Below are 21144 nucleotides of genomic sequence, written 5' to 3' on the forward strand. Positions count from 1 at the left end.
TTGGACGAGTGTGCATTATTTAAAACATTTCGCCAAGCGTGCGTCCAGCGCGTTTTTCTCCCACGCCACGGCGATGGCCATCGGCGCTGGCACGGCTTTCCGGTACACTATGCCGCCGACTTGCTGCGCTAGGCAGCTCTGCATGTTCCTGTTCCGGATGATGGCGAGGTGAGCCTTGGTCGATCCCCTTAATGCCTGGTGGGCCCAGCAGCTGGTGCTGTGTGACTGGGCCTTCGCCCCCGACCCCCTCACGGTGGACGCCGAGACGGCGGTCGCCCGCCTGACGGCGCTGGGCGTCGTCGACCGAGGGGAGCTGGGCTGGTGCCTGCTGGAGACCCTCGGCACCGGGGGACATCCCGATCCGGCTCGCCTGCTGGCCGGCCTGGAGATCATCGCCCTGGCCGGCGGCGCCGGCTGGCTCGGCGAGGCGCGCGCCCGCGGCTGGGCCCAGCGACTGGCCGAGGAGGTCTTCGCGCACTATGGCAGCCTCGATGCCTGGCTGTCGTCGCTGCTGCATGCCCGCAGCGCCGAGGGCTGGACACGCGGAGACGACGGCTTCCATGAGGCCTGCGAGGCGCTGGCGGCCCTCGAACACGACGGCGCCGGGGTGACCTGGGAGATGCTTCAGGAGTGGCTCGCCCACCACCCCCGGGAGGCCTCACTGTGGCCGTCGGCGCCCGAGCATCAGGTGTGGCGCCTGCGCGCCGCTTTCTCGCCGGTGCTCGCGCTGCCGGCCGGCGCCCACGACTGGGACCGCCTCGAGGCCTGGCTGCATGAGGCGTGGCAGATCCGCGATCGCGACGACCTGGTACGCAGCCTGCTCTGGCTGGCCGCCCAGGGCGACCGCCACGGCTGGGACCTGGACGCCTCGCGCCTGCTCGAGGCGGATGACGCGGCGCGCCGTCAGTGGCGCGAGGCCCTCGAGGGTGGCGAGCGCGACTACGGCCGGGTGCTGCTCGGCTTCCTCGACCGCGGCGAGCCCCTGGAGTGGGCCGCCTGGGATTGGCTGCGGCTGGTCGACCTGGCCTGGGCCGGGGCCTGCCTGGGCTGGCTCGACGACCAGGAGGCCCAGGATTTCGCCCACCACGGCGCGGACCTGCTGCTGCGGCGCTACAGCGACTGGGCGGCCCTGGCGCGGGCCTATCAGCGCGGCCGCAGCCTGTTCGACGGGCGCAACCTGCTTCCGGCCCTCGAGTCCGACTGGTCGCTGCTGCTGCAGTCGCCGGTCAGCCCCTGGAAGACGCCCCTGCAGGGACTGGTCGCCGACGCGCTGATCGAGGGCTCGAGGGACGCCCTGCGGGCCTGGCGCCGGGATCCGCGCCACTGGGTGCTGGCGCTGGCGGCGGTCCGCGAGCCCGAGTTCACCGCCCGCCAGGGGGCGCTGCCCGAGCTGCCGGCGGTGCGGCGCGAGGAGGCGCGGCACTATCTGGCCGAGACCCTCGACCTGCATGCCGACGAGGGCGTCGAGGCGCTCTCCCGCTACTGGCTGCCGGCGCAGGCCCACCACCTCAACCAGCTGGCCGCGGACGCCGCCCATGGGGCGCTGCCGCCGGCCGAGACGCCCTTCGGCCATGCGCTGCCCAAGGCGCTGGTCGGCCGCGATGGCCTGAAGTCGGCCAGCCGCCACGCCGCCACGATCCACATGGCCGAGAAGTTCGCCTTTCACCTGCAGATGGCCATGGACAGCGGCGCCTTCGATGCGAGCCGCCTGGACGCGCTGGCGCGCGCCCTGCAGGGCTCGCTGTGCCGCTTCTACCCCGACGCCCGCCGCCTGCTCAAGGCCTGGGCCCAGTGGGAGAGCCTGCTCCCCGAGCCGGAGCAGCCGCCGATGACCGCGGAGATCCGCTGGCACCTGGAGGATCCCGGCAGCCTCTTCCACTGGCTCGACTGGCGGGGCGGGGAGTGGCGCGAGCCGGGACCGCGGCCGACCCTCGCCCATTTCACGGCCATGGCGCTGGTCGGCCCGCTCAACAGCCCGGCCTGGAGCCTGCCCCAGCCGGAGAGCGAGCGCGAGTGCGTGGCGATCCGCGAGTGGGTCGACGGCCACTATGCCCTGCACGGCGCCGCCGAGCTCAACGAGTTTCTCGACTACCTGATCGAGGCCGGCGATCGCCAGGAGTATCAGATCAACTATGCCCCCTATACCCTCAACCGGGGACGGCTGGCCTCGGAAATCGCGATTCTCGAGAGCGACGAGTGCAGCGAGGAGGAGGCGGCCCACCTGCTGCGCCTGAAGCGGGTCAGGGACGACGAGGACGGCTGCAACGACATCGACCTGGCGGCCTGGGACATCGCCCAGGCGGTGGATCTGGCCATCGCTGGCCGCCAGCTCGGCTGGCTCGAGCAGGGCGCCTTCCTGGGCCTGCTCGAGCGCGCTCATGCGCTGGCCAGCGAGCACTATGCGGGCTGGGAGGAGTATGCCCGGGGCCTGCACGCCGGTTTCTCCTTCTTCATGGGCGAGACGCCGGAGCGCGAGAGCTTCCTGGCCGGCTTCCGCCAGGCATTGGTCTCCTGGCTCTCCGGGGCCCCCCCGCTGGCGGGCGCCTGGGCGAGTCTCGATTTCCCCGGGGCAAGGCCGCGCCACTGGGCGCCGCTGCACATCGATACGCTGCCGGGCGATCACCGTACCCTCCACTGAGGGCTCGCCCTTTGCCGCGCCTTTGGTTATAGTCGGCCCGTGTCGCGGCGGGCCCCTCCTGCCGCGGCTCGCCGCCATGAGCTAGCCGTGGCCGTGTTCCCGATGTCGTCGGCGCGCGGGTACCGTGTCGCTTCGCATGAGTCGAGCGCCGCATCGCAGGAGCGACTGCGGCTCCAGGAACGAGGTCGTTGCAGGATGCTGGACGCTCGCGCGTATCGTATGGGAACACTGGTGGTTGCCCTGTTTCTGGCCGGCTGTGCCGCCCCGGGGCCAGCCGAGCCGCCGCCGGTGGACGACTACTTCGCCCGGGATCTGCCGGGCCTGCCCGGCGGCCCGCGCATGTCGCCGGTCGAGAACCCCATTCTCGAGGCGCGTGCCCTGCGTCACCCGCCGCCGCGGCTGATTCGTCGCGCCCTGCTCGCCCAGCACGAGCGCTGGGTCGGCACCCCCTATCGACTGGGCGGGGAGAGCCCCCGGGGCGTCGACTGCTCGGCGCTGGTCCAGAACATCTTCAGCGACACCTTCCGCTTCGACCTGCCCCGCACCACCGGAGAGCAGGTGCGCCAGGGCCTCGAGGTCGAGCGGGACGCCCTGCGCCCCGGTGACCTGGTGTTCTTCCGCCCCCCCGGTGCCTACCGTCACGTCGGCATCTACGTGGGCGAGGGGCGCTTCCTCCATGCCTCCACCTCACGGGGCGTGATGATCTCCGACCTCGACAATCGCTACTGGCAGCGCTATTTCTGGCAGGCGCGCCGCACCCTGGAGCCGGTGCTGCTGGCCCGGCGCCTCGACGCCCCGGACGAGGGCTGAGCGGACGGCATGATCGCGGCGCGCACCCCCGCCTGGTGGCGCACCACCCTGGCCCTCTGCCTGGGCTCCTTCCTGGTCTTCATCAACCTCTATGCCCCCCAGCCGCTGCTGCCGGCGCTGCGCGAGGCCTATGGCGTGTCGACGCTGGCGATCAGCCTGATGATGTCCGCCGCCACCCTGTCCCTGGCCGCCTCGCTGCTGGTGTTCGGGCCGCTCTCCGATGCCATCGGCCGCGGCGCGATCATGCGCCTGACCCTGCTGGCGTCTGGCCTGCTCTCCCTCGCCCTAGCGCTGGCGCCGAGCTTCGAGGTGCTGCTGGCGCTCCGGGCGCTGCAGGGGTTCGTGCTGGGGGGCCTGCCGGCGGTGGCCATCGCCTGGATGGGCGACGAGTTCGAGCGTCCGGCGCTGCTCTTGGCGGTGGGGCTCTACATCGGCGCCAACTCCCTGGGCGGCATCGGCGGGCGGGTGATCGGCGGGGCGGTGGCCGAGGTCGGCGGCGCCGCGGCGAGTTTCATGACGGTGGGCGCGGTGACGCTGGTCGGGCTGGCGCTGTTCTGGAGGCTGCTGCCGCCACCCCGGGGCTTCACGCCGCGGCGGTTTGCATGGCGCGCCGCCCTGGCCGACCTGGGCGGGCACCTCGCGACGCCGCGGCTGTTCGGTGCCTACCTGCTCGGTGGGCTCAACTTCATGATCTTCATCAACCAGTACAGCTACCTCACCTTCCGCCTGGCCGAGGCGCCATTCGGGCTGGGGGCGACGTCCATCGGACTGATCTTCCTGACCTACCTGGGCGGGACGCTCGGCTCGTCGCTCTCGGGACGCCTGGCCGCGCGCTGGGCGCAGCCGGCCTGCATGATGCTGGGGATCGGGCTGCTCGCGGTCGGGACCGCCCTGACCCTGGCTGGGTCGCTGGCCTGGATCATCGCCGGGCTCTCGCTCAACGCCTTCGGCTTCTTCCTGGCCCACTCCATGGCCTCGAGCTGGGTGGGGCGCCACGCCCGTCGGGCGCGGGGCAGCGCGTCGGCGCTCTACCTGGTGTTCTACTACGGCGGGGCGAGTCTCGGTGGCCTGTGGCTCGAGCCGTTCTGGCAAAGCGCCGGCTGGCTGGGGGTGGCGCTGGGCTCGTGGCTGGTACTGGGGGGCACCCTGGCGCTCGCCGTCTGGATGTGGCGTGGCGAGCGCCGCGAGGCTCAGGGCGCCGCGCTGGCGCTGGCCTCCTCGCCCCAGACCTCCTCGAGCCGGTCGACGCGGCCGCAGGCCGACTTGTAGAAGTTGTAGCGCACCCGGTTCTCGGCATAGTAGTTCTGGTGGTACTCCTCGGCCGGATAGAAGGCGTCGAAGTCGCTGATCTCGGTGGCGATCTCCCGGTCGAAACGCTCGGCGACGGTCGCCTTGCTGGCTTCGGCCAGGGCGCGCTGCTCGGCGTTCATCGGGAAGATGGCGCTGCGGTAGGAGGCGCCCTTGTCGCAGAACTGGCGATCCTCGGCGAAGGGGTCGACGTTGCGCCAGAACACATAGAGCAGGGTCTCGTAGTCGACCCGCGCGGGATCGTAGTCGACCTTGACCGCCTCGGCATGACCGGTGCCGCCGGCCACCACCTGCTGGTAGGTCGGGTTCTCGGTGTGGCCGCCCGTGTAGCCCGAGGTGGTGGCGGTCACGCCCTCGACCTTGTCGTAGGCCTCTTCCACGCACCAGAAGCAGCCGCCGGCGAAGACCGCGCTGGCCGATTCGGCGTTGGCCGGTGAGGGCGTCCCCAGCAGGAGGGCGGCCGGCAGGGCCAGCAGCGCCAGCGGCCGCAGGGGAAGAGAGTAGGGCAGGTTCATGGGTGGCTCCGTCGGTGAGAGGTGTTAGGTTGGAGGCAATCGATGGCCCAGGGTTCCGTACCCACGCGTTCGGCGGCGGCGGTGTAAGGGACCCCGCCCCGCGACGACAGAGCGGCGTTATCGCGCCCGGCCCCGTTCGGCCTGGGCGTTTCACTACCCTCGACGTCTCCCCATCCCCTATTCGACCAGGAGCCTCCCTTGACTCGACGACGCCTGATCCTTGCGGCCGTGATCGCCCTGCTGGTAGCGGCCTACTTCCTCACCGGTGCCGATGAGGTCCTGACCCTTTCCCACCTGCAGGCCGAGCAGGACCGTTTCCAGGCCTGGCTGGCCGACGATCCCCTGACCGTCGCCGGCGGCTTCTTCCTGATCTATGTGGCGATCACCGCGGTCTCGCTGCCGGGGGCGGCCCTGTTGACACTGCTCGGCGGGGCGCTGTTCGGGCTCGGCTGGGGACTGCTGCTGATCTCGTTTGCCAGCAGCCTGGGGGCGACGCTCGCTGCGCTGATCGCCCGCACCCTGGCCCGCGAGCCGCTGGAGCGGCGGTTCGCGACCCAGCTTTCGCGCATCAACGCGGGGATCGAGCGCGAGGGGGCCTTCTACCTCTTCACCCTGCGGCTGATCCCGCTCTTTCCCTTCTTCGTGATCAACCTGGTGATGGGCCTGACCCGCATGCGGCTCACGACCTTCTACTGGGTCAGCCAGCTGGGCATGCTGCCCGGCACCGCGGTCTACGTGAATGCGGGCCGGGAGCTCGGCCAGCTGGAGTCGCTGGCCGGCATCCTCTCGCCGGGCCTGATCGGTTCCTTCGTGCTGATCGGCCTCTTCCCCTGGCTGGCCCGGGGCCTGGTGGCCATCGGCAAGCGACGCCAGCTGACTCGTCGCTTCGCGCGGCCGGCCCGCTTCGACCAGGACATCGTGGTGATCGGTGGCGGCTCGGCGGGGCTGGTCGCGAGCTACATCGCCTCGGCGGTGAAGGCGAAGGTGGCGCTGGTCGAGCGCCACCGGCTGGGCGGCGACTGCCTCAATACCGGCTGTGTCCCCTCCAAGGCGCTGATTCGCGCCGCCCGTCTCACCCGCGAGATCCGCGAGGCGCCGGGCTACGGCGTCACCGCCGGCGAGCCCGAGGTGGACTTCCGCGCGGTGATGGATCACGTCCACCGGGCCATCCGCGAGGTGGAGCCCCACGACAGTCGCGAGCGCTACGAGGGGCTCGGGGTGGAGGTGATCGCCGGCGACGCCGTCCTCGACGACCCCTGGCGGGTGCGGATCCGCGAGGGCGAGACGGAGCGGGTCATCACCACGCGCCATGTGATCATCGCCAGCGGGGCCCGTCCCCGGGTGCCGCCGCTGCCGGGGCTCGAGGCCATCGAGGTGCTGACCTCGGACAACCTCTGGCGGCTCGAGGCGCTCCCCGAGCGGCTGGTGGTGCTGGGCGGCGGACCGATCGGCTGCGAACTGGGGCAGAGCTTCGCCCGGCTGGGCAGTCGAGTGTCGCTCGTCGAGATGGGCGAGCAGCTATTGCCTCGGGAGGATCGCGACGTGGCCGATGAGGTCGAGGCGCGCCTCGCCGAGGAGGGCGTCGCGGTGCGCCTCGCCACCCGGGCGCGGCGGGTGTTGCCCGACGATCACGGCGGGCACCTGCTGGAGGTCGAATATCAGGACGACCACGGCGAGGCGCGCCTCGAGCGGCTGCCCTTCAGCCACCTGCTGGTGGCGGTGGGGCGCCAGGCCAACGTCGAGGGGCTGGGCCTCGAGGCGCTGGGGGTCGAGACGCGTGCCAACGGCACCCTGGCCGTGGATGAGGCGCTGCAGAGCGTGCTGCCCAATGTCTGGGCCTGCGGCGACGTCGCCGGTCCCTATCAGCTGACCCACGCCAGCGCCCACCAGGCCTGGCACGCCACGGTCAATGCGCTGTTCGGCGAGTTCAAGCGCTTCCGCGTGAGCTACCGGGCCCTGCCGGCGGTGACCTTCACCGATCCGGAAGTGGCGAGGGTCGGCCTCAACGAGCGCGAGGCCGAGCAGCAGGGCGTGGCGGTCGAGGTGACCCACTACCCGCTGAGCGAGCTGGACCGGGCCATCGCCGAGGGCCAGACCCGCGGCTTCGTCAAGGTGCTGACCGTACCCGGTCGCGATCGCCTGCTGGGCGCGACCATCGTCGGTCCGGGGGCGGGGGAGATGCTGGCCGAGTTCACCCTGGCGATGACCCATGGCATCGGCCTCAACAAGCTGCTGGGCACCATCCATCCCTACCCGACCCACAGCGAGGCGGTGAAGGCCACGGCGGGCGTATGGAAGAACGCCCACAAGCCGGAGCGCGTGCTGGGCTGGCTTGCGCGCTACTTCGCCTGGCGACGCGGCCAGGCGGGGGGCGCGGCCTCAGGGCCCGTCGTCGATGACGCGGTCACGCCCTCGACCGAGCACGCCACCGGGAAGGGGGGGCGCTAATGTTCGATCGCTGGACCATGCCCCTCACCCAGGCGCCGCTGACCCGTCTGGCGCAGGGCCTCGCGAGATGGCGGGTGCGCCCCGACCAGGTGACGGTGGCGGCCTTCCTGGTCGGCATGCTGGCGCTGCCGCTGCTGGCCGTGGAGGCGTACCTGCCGGCCCTGGTCGCGATCCTGCTCAACCGGGTGGGTGACGGTCTCGACGGGGCGCTGGCCCGGCACCTGGGCCGGGCCAGCGACGCCGGGGGCTTTCTCGATATCGGCCTGGACTTCGTCTTCTACGGCGCGGTGGTACTCGGCTTTGCCCTGGCCGACCCGGCCGCTAATGCCCTGGCGGCGGCCCTGCTGCTGTTCGCCTTCATCGGCACCGGCACCTCCTTCCTGGCCTTCGCCATCATGGCGACCCGTCATGGCCTGGAGCGGCCGCGCTTCCAGCAGAAGGCCTTCTACTATCTGCACGGTCTGACCGAGGGCACCGAGACCGTGCTCGCCTTCGTGGTGTTCTGCCTCTTCCCCGAGCACTTCGCGCTGCTCGCCATGCTGTTCGCCGCGGCCTGCCTGCTGACCACCGCCACTCGGCTATGGGGCGGTCACCGCACCCTCCTGACCTTCGAGGCGGAGGCGCGGGAGGAGGGCGACCGCTGAGGTCGTGACCCCGGTGGCCTAGGGCCCGAAACGACGAAGGGGCAGCCCATGGCTGCCCCTTCGCGTTGCTTCATGCCGGGCCGCACGTCGGGTGCGAGGCATGATGCGGTGTCGCGATCAGTGTTCGTGACCGCCTTCACCGTGAACGTGGCCGTGCTCGACCTCTTCCTCGCTGGCCTCGCGAACCTCGGCGATCTCGACATCGAAGTTCAGGGACTGGCCGGCGAGCGGGTGGTTGCCGTCGACGGTGACGGTGTCGCCCTCGACCTGGGTCACGGTGACCATCAGCGGGCCGCCCTGGGTCTGAGCCTGGAACTGCATGCCCGGCTCGACGCTCTCGACGCCCTGGAAGGCATCGCGCGGCACTTCCTGCACCAGCTGGGGCTGGACCTCGCCGTAGCCCTCTTCCGGAGCTACCTGAGCCTGGAGCTTGTCGCCTGCCACGCGGCCTTCCAGCTGCTTCTCGAGGCCCGGAATGATGTTGCCGGCGCCGTGGAGGTAGGTCAGCGGCTCACGGCCTTCCGAGCTGTCCAGCACTTCACCTGCGTCGTTGGTCAGGGTGTAGTGAAACGCGACAACGGAATTCTGCGCAATCTGCATGGATGAACCTTTCGGTGAGTGCATGTGGCCAGCCATGGTAACGCGCCGATCAAGGGGCTGTCAGGGGCATCGAGGAAATTCAGGATGCGTCCGGCGAGCCTGAGCGGCATTCACCCAGGCACGCGGCCGATCCGCCGGGGGACTTTCGGACTGTTGCGTGGTCTATCGGGCGGGGATACCCTTGCAGACCACGGTTTCTGCCCCTTTTCGTTCGCCCCTTTCCTGGAGAATGCCATGACCCCGATCCTGATCTGGCTGATCGCCTTCGCCGTCGTCCTGACGCTGTTGCTGAAACGCTGGGACGCCTCGATCAACCGCGGACTCGATGGGCTGCTGCCCGCCGTGCTGCGCAGCGAGGACGACCGCTGGGTCTGGTGCCCGGCGCTGGCGGTGCTGGTCGCGACGGCCGTGGTGCAGCCGGTCGACCTGCTGCTCACCCTGATCGTCATCGGCGTGCTGGCGCTGGTCGGCACCAAGCTGGCTTGCTGGGCCATGAACAAGGTCCAGCACTGAGCCGGCCGGGGGGAGTGCGGCGCTCGCGCCGACACGCCTCCCGCCTCGAGGCATCGAAAAAGGCCCGCGGAGCGATCCGCGGGCCTTCTTCATGTTGGGCTTGCCCCCGTTCCGGAAGCCGAGAGGGGGCGAGCGCCTCGTGCTCAGTAGGGCGCGACGCTGGCGCTGGTGCCGCTGCCGATGATGCGCACGCGTTGGCCCACCTGGAGGGCCTGGTCGGCCTTCTGGACGACGACCACGTTCTGGCCGTTGTCCTGGCGGATCTCGATCTCCCAGGCGGGGATCAGGTTGCTGGACTCCTCGATCCGGGAGCCGGCCAGGCTGCCGGCGATCACCCCGGCCGCCGTGGCGAGGGTGCGGCCCGAGCCGCCGCCGACCTGGTTGCCCAGCAGGCCACCGATCACCGCACCGCCGCCGGTGCCGATCAGCCCGCCGGCCCGGCTGTCGGCCTGGATCTGCACCCGACGCAGGGCGGTGATGGTGCCGAAGGTGACGGACTGGGCCGCCTTGGCCTGGTTGCCGCTGTAGACGTTGCCGGAGTAGGGCGAGGTGTTGGCACAGCCGGCCAGCGTCAGGGCGCCCAGGGCGAGGACGGGAAGAAGGCGCTTCATGAGGAGATCTCCTTGATGTCCGTGGGGCTACTCGGCCATGCGGACCGAAGGTTAGTGGACAGTGTTCGCTAACGAGTCTACCCATCTCGAGGGGGCTTGGCCAGCGTGTCGGCCGCGGTGGGAAGCGTGTCGCGCCGGGGGCGGTCAGCCCTATGACAACCATCGGCGGAAAACGGTTCGCATGCAAAAAGGGGAGGCCGTGATGGCCTCCCCGAGGTCGGTGGCGAGGGGGCGATCGGCCCGGGAGTATCCCGGGCGACCGGCCCCGTCGGCTCAGCCGAACTGGTTCATGGTGTTGTCCTTGCCGCCGGCCTTCAGTGCCGCCTCGCCGTGGAAGAACTCCTTGTGGTCATCGCCGATGTTGGAGCCGGCCATGTCCTGGTGCTTGACGGTCGCGATGCCCTCGCGGATCTCCTTGCGCTGCACGCCTGCCACGTAGGCCAGCATGCCCTGGTCGCCGAAGTAGCCCTTGGCCAGGTTGTCGGTGGACAGGGCCGCGGTGTGGTAGGTCGGCAGGGTGATGAGGTGGTGGAAGATACCGGCCTCGCGGGCACCGTCGCGCTGGAAGTTGCGTGTCCACTCGTCGGCCAGCTGGCCGAGCTCGGTCTCGTCGTACTTGGCGTTCATCAGGTCGGCGCGATCGTAGGCGGAGACGTCCTTGCCTTCCTGCTCCCAGGCGTCGAACACCTGCTGGCGGAAGTTCAGGGTCCAGTTGAAGGACGGCGAGTTGTTGTAGACCAGCTTGGCCTCGGGGCAGACCTCGCGGATGCGGTCGACCATGCCCTTGATCTGGCCGACGTGGGGCTTCTCGGTCTCGATCCACAAGAGGTCGGCACCGTTCTGCAGGCTGGTGATGCAGTCCAGCACCACGCGGTCCTCGCCGGTGCCCGGCTTGAACTGGTAGAGGCCGGAGGCCAGGCGCTTGACCTTGACCAGCTTGCCGTTCTGCTTGATCACCACGTCGCCGTTATCGATGTCGGAGGCGCTGGCGATCTCGTCGCCGTCCAGGTAGCTGTTGTACTGGTCGCCCAGATCGCCCGGCTCGTTGGTCACGGCGATCTTCTGGGTCAGGCCGGCACCCAGGGAGTCGGTACGGGCGACGATCACGCCGTCTTCGACGCCGAGCTCCAGGAAGGCGTAACGCACGGCGTTGATCTTGGCGATGAAGTCCTCGTGGGGCACGGTGACCTTGCCGTCCTGGTGACCGCACTGCTTCTCGTCGGAGACCTGGTTCTCGAGCTGGATGCAGCAGGCACCCGCCTCGATCATCTTCTTGGCCAGCAGGTAGGTCGCCTCGGCGTTGCCGAAACCGGCGTCGATGTCGGCGATGATCGGCACCACATGGGTCTCATGGTTGTCGATCTTGGCGATCAGCTCCTCGGCCTTCTTCTCGTCGCCGGCCTTCTGGGCCTCTTCCAGGTCGCGGAACAGGTGGTTCAGTTCCCAGGTGTCGGCCTGGCGCAGGAAGGTGTAGAGCTCCTCGATCAGCGACGGCACGCTGGTCTTCTCGTGCATGGACTGGTCGGGCAGCGGGCCGAACTCGGAGCGCAGCGCGGCAACCATCCAGCCGGAGAGGTAGAGGTAGGAGCGCTTGGTGGTGTTGAAGTGCTTCTTGATGGAGATCAGCTTCTGCTGACCGATGAAGCCGTGCCAGCAGCCCAGGGACTGGGTGTACTGGGAGCTGTCGGCGTCGTAGGCGGCCATGTCCTCGCGCATGATCTTCGCGGTGTAGCGGGCGATATCGAGGCCGGTCTGAAAGCGGTTCTGTACCCGCATGCGGGCGGCGTGCTCAGGATTGACGTTGTCCCACTTGCCCTTCTGGGCTTCGCGCAGTTGAGCCAGTGCCTTGAGTTCGTCTTTGAATGTCGTCATGGGGCCATCCTTTCAGGTCGGATTGGAAGCTCGCGATCGCAGCGGTGCTCTGCTGCGGGTCGCCAAGGTCGCCTGCTGCATCATTCGGCCGAGCCGTTAGGATCGGTAAATCCTTATGCTGCACCTGCGAAGTGTCTTCAGGTTCTATCAGGGCCGCGCGCTTGTCTCTACGGCTTTGGTCGAACCCTGGCGAGGGCTGAAGGGATGGTCGGGCCTGCCGCCGAAGCGGCGGGTCGACACACTGCCTCCCTCGCCATGGCGTTTACTATGGCCCCGCATGACGGGCTTTCACCATTCCCCCTTGGGGGCAGAAGGGGTTGTAGCTCGACTACAGACAGGCGGCAGGCAGCGCCCTTCCTGTAGTCGAATGCCGGGGGAGGGCGTGGCGGGAGGGCGTCACTCTAGGAGGGAGAGGTGCATGTTGCGGTGCGCAATACCGGCGTCGAGGAACTCGTCGCCGGTGGCCTCGAAGCCCAGCCGCTCATAGAAGGCCAGGGCGTGGGTCTGGGCGGCGAGCTCCACCCGCGGGTGGCCGTCGCGGCGGGCGGCCTCGATGGCGGCCCGCATCAGCGCCACCCCGACGCCGAGGCCGCGGGCCTCATCGAGTACCGCCACCCGGCCGATATGGGCGTCGGGCAGCAGCCGGGCGGTGCCGATCGGCCGCCCGTCCAGGACGGCCAGGAAGTGGCGGCAGTCGCCATCGCGCCCGTCCCACTCCTCCTCGACGGGCACGCGCTGCTCCTCGACGAAGACCACTCGGCGGATCTCGGTGGCCGCGTCGCCGAGGGCGGCCCAGTCGCCCTCGCGAATCTCCAGCTTGGCTTTTTGCATGTCATCCCTTCCCATGTTCGGGGCTGATCCAGCGGCAGGCCCCGGGGCGCCGGACCGTCGAGGAGGCGCCATGAATACTTCCCTGTAGGCTACCGACGCCATCCCTGGCGTCGGTCCTCCTCTTTTGCCTGCCCCCGGCGCCTCTCGCGTGAAACTAGCGAACCGATTTCCACTTTCTACTTGCTACTGCTCTTCGAACTCATCGGGCCAGGCGAGGCTGCCGGCGTCGCGCAGGGCGCCGAGCAGCGCGGGCGCCTCCTCGAAGGCCAGCAGGGCCGCGTCCAGGGGGGCGTCGGACGCCAGGGTGCGGGCCAGTGGCAGGGCGCATGCCACGCCGTCGCCGTCGGCGAACAGGGTCGCCCGGGTCTCGTCCAGGGCGCGCCAGGCGAAGCGCGAGCCGGGGCTTCTCACCAGGGCCTCGCCCTCCTGTAGTGCAGCGACAAGGTCGTCGGGGTCGGTGGGCGTCTCGGTGGGCACCAGCTGGTCGGCGTACTTCGGCTGGGTCATGACACGACCGAACCATTGGGCCATCTGGGCCGGGTCGTCGAGGGTCTCGAGGATCAGCGCGCGCATGCGCGCGAGGGCGGCGTCGTCGAGCTCGGCGGGGTCCGCGGGGGGCGCCATGCCGGCGTCGCCGTAGCGCTTTGATGCCGGCAGCTGCTCGCCGAGGTAGTCGGCGAAGGACGTCACGGCCTCGTCGGCAGAGGGGGCGCGAAAGCCCACCGAGAAGGTCATGCAATCGGTGGACTGGCTGACGCCGTGATGGGCCCAGCCCGGCGGCAGATAGAGCATGTCGCCCGGCTCCAGCACCCAGTCCTGGTCGGCCTCGACCTCGAAGGTCTCGAGGATGCGCAGGTCGATGCCGGCGAGGATCGGGGCGTCGTCGGCGACCTTGCCGCCGAGCTGCCAGCGGCGGCTGCCGCGGCCCTGGAGCAGGAAGACGTCGTACTGGTCGACGTGGGGACCGACGCTGCCGCCGGGCGGCGCATAGCTGACCATGATGTCGTCCAGCCGCCAGCGTGGCAGGAAGGTGAAGGGCTCGAGCAGGGCGGCGACCTCGGGGACGTAGTGGTCCACGGCCTGCACCAGCAGGGTCCAGTCGCGCTCGGGGAGCCGGGCGAAGGTGGCCTCATCGAAGGGGCCGTGGCTGACCTGCCAGGGACCCTCGGGGCCGCGCTCCTCGACCAGGCGCGCCTCGATGTTCTCCTCGCAGGCCAGGCCGGCGAGCTCCTCGGGGGCGAGGGGGCACTCGAAGTCGGGGAAGGCGCCGCGGATCAGCAGCGGCTTGCGCTGCCAGTGGTCGCGCAGGAAGTCGGCGGCGGAGAGGCCGCCGAGCAGGGTGAGAGGGGTCTCTGGTGACATGGTCTCGCGCTCGCGAAGGGTGAAACGGCGACAGGCGCCGTCGGGCGCCTGTCGGGATACTAGCATGTGGCTGGCTCGGCGCCTTACAGGTTGCGCGCCTGGGCCTCGGCGTTGCCGATGTAGCTGGCCGGGCTGAGCGCCTTGAGCTCGCTCTTCACCTCGGCGGGCAGCTCGAGGGTATCGATGAAGGCGGCGAAGCCGGTCTGGTCGATGCGCTTGCCCCGGGTCAGCTCCTTGAGCTTCTCGTAGGGCTTCTCGATGCCGTAGCGACGCATCACGGTCTGGATCGGCTCGGCGAGCACCTCCCAGCTGTTGTCGAGGTCCTCGGCCAGGCGCGCCGGGTTGGCCTCGAGCTTGGAGATGCCCTTGAGCGAGGCCTGATAGGCGATCATGCCGTAGGCCAGACCAACGCCGAGGTTCCGGAGCACCGTGGAGTCGGTGAGGTCGCGCTGCCAGCGGGAGATGGGCAGCTTCTGGGCCAGGTGACCCAGCACGGCGTTGGCGAGCCCCAGGTTGCCCTCGGAGTTCTCGAAGTCGATCGGGTTGACCTTGTGGGGCATGGTCGAGGAGCCGATCTCGCCGGCCACGGTCTTCTGCTTGAAGTAACCCAGCGAGATGTAGCCCCAGACGTCGCGGTCGAAGTCGATCAGGATGGTGTTGAAGCGGCACACCGCGTCGAACAGCTCGGCGATGTAGTCATGGGGCTCGATCTGGGTGGTGTAGGGGTTGAAGGTCAGCCCCAGGCCCTCGACGAAGCGCTGGGCGTTGGCCTCCCAGTCCACCTCGGGGTAGGTCGCGAGATGGGCGTTGTAGTTGCCCACCGCGCCGTTGATCTTGCCGAAGATCTCCACCGCCTCGATCTGCTTGAGCTGGCGACGCAGGCGGTATGCGACGTTGGCCATCTCCTTGCCGAGCGTCGTCGGGCTCGCGGTCTGGCCGTGGGTGCGCGAGAGCATCGGCTGGGCGGCGTGCTCCTCGGCCAGGCGGGCCACCTCGTCGGCGACCCGCTGCATCATCGGCAGAAGCGCCTTGAGGCCGTCGGTCAGCATCACGCCGTGGGAGAGGTTGTTGATGTCCTCGCTGGTGCAGGCGAAGTGCACGAACTCGGTGACCGCATGCAGCTCCGGCTGGTCGGCGATCTTCTCCTTGATGAAGTACTCCACCGCCTTGACGTCGTGGTTGGTGGTGCGCTCGATCTCCTTGATGCGCTCGGCGTCTTCCAGGGAGAAGTCGCGCAGCAGCGCCTCGAGGTGGGCGGTGGCCTCGGCGGAGAGCCGCGGCACCTCGGTGATCTGCGGGTGTTCGGCGAGGCACTCGAGCCAGCGGATCTCGACGATGACCCGGGCGCGGATCAGGCCGAACTCGCTGAAGTGCTCGCGCAGGTCGGCGGCCTTGGACGCGTAGCGGCCATCGACGGGAGAGAGGGCGGTGAGGGCGGACAGGGGCAGGGGAGCGGCTTGCATGGGTCGGGTTCCGGTCACGAGGGTGGTAATAAAGGGATCAGCCCAGCTGGTCCAGGGCTTTCTTCAGGGCGCCGCGCTGGAAGACCAGCTTCCAGCGCCGGCCCCCCTGCTGGTGCCAGAGCAGGGCGAAGCGGATGCCGGCGAGCAGGATGGCGCGCACGCGCTCCGGCATCATGCGGCTCTGCAGCAGCGAGGGGTCGCCCTGGACGACGATGCGTGTCTTGAGCGTCGAGAGCGTCTCCTGGTAGGCCTCGCCGAGGCTCGAGATGACGTTCTCGTGGGTCTCGCCGAAGTGCTCGGCCTGGCCCTGGATGCGCGTCAGGCGCGTGCCCAGGTCGTCCATCATGGCGTCGTTGCCGCGCAGCTGGTTCATCAGCATCAGCAGCGAGAAGCCGTAGCGCAGCACGACCGGGTTGGCCTGCTGGCGGCCGACCACGCCCTCGAGCACCTCGAGGCCCTTTCGCAGGTTGTTGGGGTGGCCGCCGTAGATCGCCTCGAAGCTCTCGGGCTGGGTGTCCAGGGTGGCGCGGATCAGGGTCTCCCAGGCGCGCTGGTCGACCTGCCCGGTGCGCGCGAGCTCGTCGACCAGGTGGGCGGCCTGGAAGACCCCGGCCAGCGCCAGGGCCTGGCGGGCGGCCGGCGTCTCGGGGGCGCGGTGGATCGGGGTCGAGGCGGTCATTGGCCGGGCTCCGTGGCGTTCCAGGTGGCGCGGATCACGCCGCCGCCCAGGCAGATCTCGCCATCGTAGAGCACCAGCGACTGCCCGGGCGTCACGGCGCGCTGGGGCTCGTCGAAGCGCACCCGCACGCCGCCGTCCTCGGTGGTCTCGAAGCGGCAGGCCACGTCTTCCTGGCGATAGCGGGTCTTGGCGGTGAGGCGGCCCTCGGCGGCGGGCGGCTCACCGGCTACCCAGTCCATGGCCTCGGTGGCGAGGGTGTCGGTGTAGAGCAGCGGGTGGTGCTTGCCCTGCACGGCGACGAGCACGTTGCGCTCGAGGTCCTTGGCGGCCACGTACCAGGGCGCATCGGGATGGTGGGCGAGCCCGCCGATGCCGAGCCCCTGGCGCTGGCCGAGGGTGTAGTACATCAGCCCCATGTGTTCGCCGATCACCTCACCCTCGGGCGTCTCGATCACGCCGGGCTGGGCGGGCAGGTACTGCTTGAGGAAGTCGCTGAAGCGGCGCTCGCCGATGAAGCAGATGCCGGTCGAGTCCTTCTTGCGGGCGGTGACCAGGCCGTGGCGTTCGGCGATGGCGCGTACCTCGGGCTTCTCGAGCTCGCCCACCGGGAAGAGGGTGCGGGCGATGGCGGCCTCCGGCACGGCGTGCAGGAAGTAGCTCTGGTCCTTGTTGGGATCGAGGCCCTTGAGCAGCCGCGGGCGCTCCTCACCATCGAGATGGCCGCGCACATGCCCCTCCCGGACATAGTGACCGGTGGCGATCTTCTCGGCACCGAGCATCTCGGCGTACTCGAGGAACACCTTGAACTTGATCTCGCGGTTGCAGAGGATGTCGGGGTTCGGCGTGCGTCCCGCCTGGTACTCGGCCAGGAAGTGCTCGAAGACGTTGTCCCAGTACTCGGCGGCGAAGTTGGCGGTGTGCAGCCGGATGCCGAGCTTCTGGCAGACGGCCTCGGCATCCGCCAAGTCCTCCTTCGCGGTGCAGTACTCCGTGCCGTCGTCCTCGTCCCAGTTCTTCATGAACAGGCCTTCGACCTCGTAGCCCTGCTCGAGCAGCAGCAGGGCGGATACGGAGGAGTCGACGCCGCCGGACATGCCGACGATCACCTTGCCTGTGGTGGCGGTCATGAGCGCCCTCGAAAACGGTGTGACATAAATGGGGCGCGATTATACATGATGTCGGCGCCCGGCGCCGAGCTGCCACTACGGAATGGGGGCGAGCACGGAATGGGGTCAGACCCTTAAGCCAGCTTAGACATGGCCACGTCTAAGTTGGCTTAAGGGTCTGACCCCGATGGCCCCGCTCGGCGCTTATCTTTCGTGGATCACGTCCATGGGGTAGAAGCGGCTCGCCAGGGCATCGCGGATGCGGCGCATCACCAGGGGGCTTCTGAGCCGCCCCTCGCGCTCCAGCGCCTCGAGCTCCTCGAGGGTCAGCCAGTGCGCGGCGAGGATGGCCGGGTCCAGCTCGTTGCCGAGGTGGGCCAGGGCCATGCCGAAGAAGCCGTGGCTGTGGAAGGTGGCGCCGTCCGGCGCGTGGTAGACGTACATGCCTAGGTAGTCGGTGATGCCGACCTGCCAGGCGGTCTCCTCGCGCAGCTCGCGCAGGGCGGCGTCGCGGATGCGCTCACCGGGCTCCAGGTGGCCGGCGGGCTGGTTGAACAGGGTCTCGGGCCCGCCGCGGTCCTCCTCGACGACGAGGAAGCGGCCGGCGCGTTCGACCACGGTGGCCACGGTGACGAAGGGTTGCCAGCGGCTCATCGCCTGCCTCCTTTGCCTCGGTGTCGCCGCCCCGGCGCGGGCTTGCGCGGGGCGTGCAGGGTCTCGCGGCGCCACTCGCCGGGGGCCAGGCCGTCCAGCCGCCAGGGTCCGATGGCCGTCCGCACCAGGCGCAGGGTGGGGTGGCCGACATGGGCGGTCATGCGCCGCACCTGGCGGTTGCGCCCCTCGCTGATGGTCAGCTGCAGCCAGGTGGTGACCGGGTGGCGGCGGGCGTACAGGGGCGGGTCGCGCTCGGGCAGGCCGCCCTCGTCCAGGCGGCGTACCTTCGCCGGCCGGGTCCGGCCGTCCTTCAGCTCGACGCCGTCGCGCAGCGCCCGCAGGGCGTCCTCGTCGGGGATGCCCTCGACCTGCACGCGATAGGTCTTGGGCTGCTTGTGGCGGGGATGGCTGATGCGGTGGATCAGCTCGCCGTCGTCGCTGAGCAGCAGCAGGCCCTCGGAGTCGTAGTCGAGTCGGCCGGCCGGATAGATGCCCGGCACGTCGATCGCGTCGGCCAGGGTGGCGCGGCGCTCCCCCTCGTCGCTCACCCGGTCGGTGAACTGGGAGAGCATGCGGTAGGGCTTGTTCAACAGGTAAAGGTTCATCGTAGCCATCACTATACCGGGCGTCCGACACCGCGCAATGCCCGGTGCCGAAACGCAGCGGCTCCCGCCCGCCAGGGGCGGACGGGAGCCGACGGGGTCGCCTGGGGAGGGCGGCCAGGGCCGCCCTCGGGCTCGCCTCAGGCCTGCGCGACCAGGGCCAGGGCCTCGTTCAGGGTCTTGCTGGGGCGCATGACGCCGCGAGCCAGCTCGGGGTCGGCATGGTAGTAGCCGCCGATCTCGACCGGATGGCCCTGCACGCCGTTGAGCTCCTCGAGGATGGTGGCCTCGTTGGCCTTGAGAGTCTCGGCCAGGCGGGCGAACAGCGCCTTGAGGTCGGCATCCGCGTCCTGGGCGGCCAGGGCCTCGGCCCAGTAAAGCGCCAGGTAGAAGTGGCTGCCGCGGTTGTCGAGCTCGCCTGCCTTGCGCGAGGGCGACTTGTTCTGCTCGAGGAACTCGCCGGTGGCCTTGTCCAGGGCGTCTGCCAGCAGGGCCGCGCGGTCGTTATCGAACTGCTTGGCGAGGTGCTCCAGGGAGGCGCCCATGGCGAGGAACTCGCCGAGGCTGTCCCAGCGCAGGTGGTTCTCCTCGACGAGCTGCTGCACGTGCTTGGGCGCGGAGCCGCCGGCGCCGGTCTCGAACATGCCGCCACCGGCCATCAGCGGCACGATGGAGAGCATCTTGGCGCTGGTGCCCAGCTCCAGGATCGGGAACAGGTCGGTGAGGTAGTCGCGCAGGATGTTACCGGTCACCGAGATGGTGTCGAGGCCGCGCACGACGCGCTCGAGGGTGTAGCGCATGGCCCGGACCTGGGACATGATCTGGATGTCCAGGCCCTCGGTGTCATGCTCCTCGAGGTAGGCCCGGACCTTCTTGATCAGCTCGTTCTCGTGCGGACGGTAGGGGTCGAGCCAGAACACGGCCGGCATGCCGGAGTCGCGGCAGCGCTCCACGGCGAGCTTGACCCAGTCGCGGATCGGCGCGTCCTTGACCTGGCACATGCGCCAGATGTCGCCCTCCTCGATGGTCTGGGAGAGCAGCACCTCGCCGGTCTCCAGATCGGTGATGTTGGCGATGCCGGCTTCCGGGGCCTCGAAGGTCTTGTCGTGGGAGCCGTACTCCTCGGCCTTCTGGGCCATCAGGCCGACGTTGGGCACGGTGCCCATGGTGGCGGGGTCGAAGGCGCCGTGCCACTTGCAGAAGTTGATCATCTCCTGGTAGATGCGGGCGAAGGTCGAGTCCGGCACCACCGCCTTGACGTCCTTCATGCGGCCATCGGCGCCGTACATCTTGCCGCCGGCGCGGATCATGGCCGGCATCGAGGCGTCCACGATCACGTCGCTGGGCGAGTGGAAGTTGGTGATGCCGCGGGCCGAATCCACCATCGCCAGCTCCGGACGCGCGTCGTGGCAGGCGTGCAGGTCGCGGACGATCTCGTCACGCTGGCTCTCGGGCAGGGTGTCGATCTTCTCATAGAGGTTGGACATGCCGTTGTTGACGTCGACGCCGAGCTCGTCGAACAGCGCGCCGTGCTTCTCGAAGGCCTCCTTGTAGAACATCCGCACGCAGTGACCGAAGACGATGGGATGCGAGACCTTCATCATGGTCGCCTTGACGTGCAGGGAGAACATCACGCCGGTCTTGCGCGCATCCTCGATCTCCCGCTCGCAGAATTCGAGCAGCGCCTTCTTGCTCATGAACATGCTGTCGATGACCTCGCCTTCCTGCAGCGAGACCTCGGGCTTGAGCAGGTGGGTCTGGCCACTGTTGGCGATCAGCTCCATCTTCACCTTGCGGGGGCGGTCCAGGGTCATCGACTTCTCGCCGTGGTAGAAGTCGCCGCCGTGCATGTGGGAGACGTGAGTGCGCGAGGCCTGGCTCCACTCGCCCATGTGGTGCGGGTACTTGCGAGCGTAGGCCTTGACCGCCTTGGGGGCGCGGCGGTCGGAGTTGCCCTCGCGCAGCACCGGGTTGACGGCGCTGCCCTTGACCCGGTTGTAGCGTGCCTGGATATCACGCTCTTCGTCGTTCTGCGGCTCGTGGGGGTAGTCCGGCAGGGCGTAGCCCTGGCCCTGCAGCTCCTTGATGGCCTCGTGCAGCTGCGGCATGGAGGCGCTGATGTTGGGCAGCTTGATGATGTTGGCTTCCGGCGTCTTGGCCAGGGCCCCCAGCTCGGCCAGGTGATCCTCGACGCGCTGGTCCTCGGTCAGGTAGTCGGGGAACTGGGAGAGGATGCGGGCCGCCAGGGAGATGTCGCGGGTTTCCACCTCGATGCCGGCGGCGTCGGTGAAGGCATCGATGATCGGCAGCAGCGAGTGGGTCGCCAGCGCGGGGGCTTCATCGGTGAACGTGTAGATAATCTTCGGCGTGGTGGGCATGGCGCGTTGATCTCTCTGGTCGCTATGGTGGCAAGAGGTGGGGGCCAGCCAGGGGCCCCGGGCAAATCGCGGCGAGTCTAGCAAGATTGTCGACAAGTGTCCCGCGCCGC

The 21144-nt window shown here is 69.4% G+C and carries 18 protein-coding genes; 6 read left to right on the forward strand and 12 right to left on the reverse strand.

Going from position 1 to position 21144, the window contains the following annotated elements; genetic code table 11:
* Positions 1-175: 175 nt before the first annotated feature.
* From FIU83_RS04650 to FIU83_RS04660, 3 genes are all read left to right on the forward strand, one after another.
* Positions 176-2638: a DUF1266 domain-containing protein gene (locus tag FIU83_RS04650; RefSeq protein ID WP_152482984.1), complete on the forward strand. Its 2463-nt coding sequence runs from the start codon at positions 176-178 to the stop codon at positions 2636-2638.
* 231 nt (positions 2639-2869) lie between these two features.
* A complete protein-coding gene (locus tag FIU83_RS04655; protein WP_253939537.1) occupies positions 2870-3448 on the forward strand; it encodes a C40 family peptidase in 579 nt (192 codons plus the stop codon).
* Positions 3449-3457: 9 nt separating this feature from the next.
* Complete coding sequence (locus FIU83_RS04660) at positions 3458-4717, forward strand: MFS transporter (protein ID WP_152482986.1); 1260 nt, start codon at positions 3458-3460, stop codon at positions 4715-4717.
* On the opposite strand, the gene msrA is transcribed toward FIU83_RS04660, so the two are convergent.
* The gene (gene msrA, locus FIU83_RS04665; protein WP_152482987.1) at positions 4639-5271 is read right to left on the reverse strand and encodes a peptide-methionine (S)-S-oxide reductase MsrA; all 633 of its coding nucleotides are present in this window, start codon (positions 5269-5271) and stop codon (positions 4639-4641) included. The two genes, FIU83_RS04660 and msrA, sit on opposite strands and share 79 nt — an antisense overlap.
* 198 nt (positions 5272-5469) lie before the next feature.
* Here msrA and FIU83_RS04670 point away from each other — a divergent pair, with 198 nt between their 5' ends.
* Both FIU83_RS04670 and FIU83_RS04675 read left to right on the forward strand, forming a co-directional pair.
* The gene (locus FIU83_RS04670; RefSeq protein WP_253939538.1) at positions 5470-7719 is read left to right on the forward strand and encodes an FAD-dependent oxidoreductase; all 2250 of its coding nucleotides are present in this window, start codon (positions 5470-5472) and stop codon (positions 7717-7719) included.
* Positions 7719-8363 carry a CDP-alcohol phosphatidyltransferase family protein gene (locus tag FIU83_RS04675; protein WP_152482988.1) on the forward strand — a complete coding sequence of 215 codons (645 nt, stop codon included), beginning with the start codon at positions 7719-7721 and terminating at the stop codon, positions 8361-8363. The genes FIU83_RS04670 and FIU83_RS04675 overlap by 1 nt, the downstream gene beginning before the upstream one ends.
* A 117-nt stretch (positions 8364-8480) precedes the next feature.
* Here the strand turns inward: FIU83_RS04675 and FIU83_RS04680 are convergent, their stop codons facing one another.
* Positions 8481-8963: a peptidylprolyl isomerase gene (locus FIU83_RS04680; RefSeq protein WP_152482989.1), complete on the reverse strand. Its 483-nt coding sequence runs from the start codon at positions 8961-8963 to the stop codon at positions 8481-8483.
* A gap of 234 nt (positions 8964-9197) precedes the next feature.
* On the opposite strand from FIU83_RS04680, the gene FIU83_RS04685 reads away from it, so the two are divergent.
* Complete coding sequence (locus FIU83_RS04685) at positions 9198-9476, forward strand: hypothetical protein (RefSeq protein ID WP_152482990.1); 279 nt, start codon at positions 9198-9200, stop codon at positions 9474-9476.
* 143 nt (positions 9477-9619) lie between these two features.
* Here the strand turns inward: FIU83_RS04685 and FIU83_RS04690 are convergent, their stop codons facing one another.
* The 10 genes from FIU83_RS04690 to FIU83_RS04735 form a co-directional block, all read right to left on the reverse strand.
* On the reverse strand, positions 9620-10087 hold the full coding sequence (locus tag FIU83_RS04690; protein ID WP_152482991.1) for a glycine zipper 2TM domain-containing protein: 468 nt from the start codon (positions 10085-10087) through the stop codon (positions 9620-9622).
* Between the two features lie 273 nt (positions 10088-10360).
* The gene (locus tag FIU83_RS04695) at positions 10361-11959 is read right to left on the reverse strand and encodes an isocitrate lyase (protein ID WP_152482992.1); all 1599 of its coding nucleotides are present in this window, start codon (positions 11957-11959) and stop codon (positions 10361-10363) included.
* A 396-nt stretch (positions 11960-12355) separates the two neighbouring features.
* On the reverse strand, positions 12356-12790 hold the full coding sequence (locus FIU83_RS04700; protein WP_152482993.1) for a GNAT family N-acetyltransferase: 435 nt from the start codon (positions 12788-12790) through the stop codon (positions 12356-12358).
* Positions 12791-12973: 183 nt separating this feature from the next.
* Entirely contained in the window at positions 12974-14152 is a 1179-nt protein-coding gene (locus tag FIU83_RS04705; RefSeq protein ID WP_152485244.1) for a cupin domain-containing protein, read from the reverse strand.
* Between the two features lie 83 nt (positions 14153-14235).
* On the reverse strand, positions 14236-15600 hold the full coding sequence (gene purB / locus FIU83_RS04710) for an adenylosuccinate lyase (protein ID WP_152485245.1): 1365 nt from the start codon (positions 15598-15600) through the stop codon (positions 14236-14238).
* A gap of 52 nt (positions 15601-15652) precedes the next feature.
* A complete protein-coding gene (hflD, locus tag FIU83_RS04715; RefSeq protein ID WP_152482994.1) occupies positions 15653-16294 on the reverse strand; it encodes a high frequency lysogenization protein HflD in 642 nt (213 codons plus the stop codon).
* Positions 16291-17421 (reverse strand): tRNA 2-thiouridine(34) synthase MnmA, encoded by a 1131-nt coding sequence (mnmA, locus tag FIU83_RS04720; RefSeq protein WP_152482995.1) that lies wholly within the window; start codon positions 17419-17421, stop codon positions 16291-16293. The genes hflD and mnmA overlap by 4 nt, the downstream gene beginning before the upstream one ends.
* Positions 17422-17604: 183 nt before the next feature.
* Positions 17605-18054, reverse strand: coding sequence for an NUDIX domain-containing protein (locus FIU83_RS04725; RefSeq protein WP_152482996.1), 450 nt, complete (start codon positions 18052-18054; stop codon positions 17605-17607).
* Positions 18051-18668: a pseudouridine synthase gene (locus tag FIU83_RS04730; RefSeq protein WP_152482997.1), complete on the reverse strand. Its 618-nt coding sequence runs from the start codon at positions 18666-18668 to the stop codon at positions 18051-18053. The genes FIU83_RS04725 and FIU83_RS04730 overlap by 4 nt, the downstream gene beginning before the upstream one ends.
* 128 nt (positions 18669-18796) lie before the next feature.
* The gene (locus tag FIU83_RS04735; RefSeq protein ID WP_152482998.1) at positions 18797-21034 is read right to left on the reverse strand and encodes an NADP-dependent isocitrate dehydrogenase; all 2238 of its coding nucleotides are present in this window, start codon (positions 21032-21034) and stop codon (positions 18797-18799) included.
* Between the last annotated feature and the right edge of the window lie 110 nt (positions 21035-21144).

Source organism: Halomonas sp. THAF5a (assembly GCF_009363755.1).
Classification (GTDB): domain Bacteria; phylum Pseudomonadota; class Gammaproteobacteria; order Pseudomonadales; family Halomonadaceae; genus Halomonas.

Coding starts and splice junctions, on each gene's coding strand:
- FIU83_RS04660 (WP_152482986.1), top strand. CDS start 3,458: ATGATCGCGGCGCGCACCCCCGCCTGGTGGCGCACCACCCTGGCCCTC.
- FIU83_RS04690 (WP_152482991.1), bottom strand. CDS start 10,087: ATGAAGCGCCTTCTTCCCGTCCTCGCCCTGGGCGCCCTGACGCTGGCC.
- FIU83_RS04700 (WP_152482993.1), bottom strand. CDS start 12,790: ATGCAAAAAGCCAAGCTGGAGATTCGCGAGGGCGACTGGGCCGCCCTC.
- hflD (WP_152482994.1), bottom strand. CDS start 16,294: ATGACCGCCTCGACCCCGATCCACCGCGCCCCCGAGACGCCGGCCGCC.
- FIU83_RS04735 (WP_152482998.1), bottom strand. CDS start 21,034: ATGCCCACCACGCCGAAGATTATCTACACGTTCACCGATGAAGCCCCC.
- msrA (WP_152482987.1), bottom strand. CDS start 5,271: ATGAACCTGCCCTACTCTCTTCCCCTGCGGCCGCTGGCGCTGCTGGCC.
- FIU83_RS04695 (WP_152482992.1), bottom strand. CDS start 11,959: ATGACGACATTCAAAGACGAACTCAAGGCACTGGCTCAACTGCGCGAA.
- mnmA (WP_152482995.1), bottom strand. CDS start 17,421: ATGACCGCCACCACAGGCAAGGTGATCGTCGGCATGTCCGGCGGCGTC.
- FIU83_RS04675 (WP_152482988.1), top strand. CDS start 7,719: ATGTTCGATCGCTGGACCATGCCCCTCACCCAGGCGCCGCTGACCCGT.
- FIU83_RS04685 (WP_152482990.1), top strand. CDS start 9,198: ATGACCCCGATCCTGATCTGGCTGATCGCCTTCGCCGTCGTCCTGACG.
- FIU83_RS04705 (WP_152485244.1), bottom strand. CDS start 14,152: ATGTCACCAGAGACCCCTCTCACCCTGCTCGGCGGCCTCTCCGCCGCC.
- FIU83_RS04725 (WP_152482996.1), bottom strand. CDS start 18,054: ATGAGCCGCTGGCAACCCTTCGTCACCGTGGCCACCGTGGTCGAACGC.
- FIU83_RS04730 (WP_152482997.1), bottom strand. CDS start 18,668: ATGGCTACGATGAACCTTTACCTGTTGAACAAGCCCTACCGCATGCTC.
- FIU83_RS04680 (WP_152482989.1), bottom strand. CDS start 8,963: ATGCAGATTGCGCAGAATTCCGTTGTCGCGTTTCACTACACCCTGACC.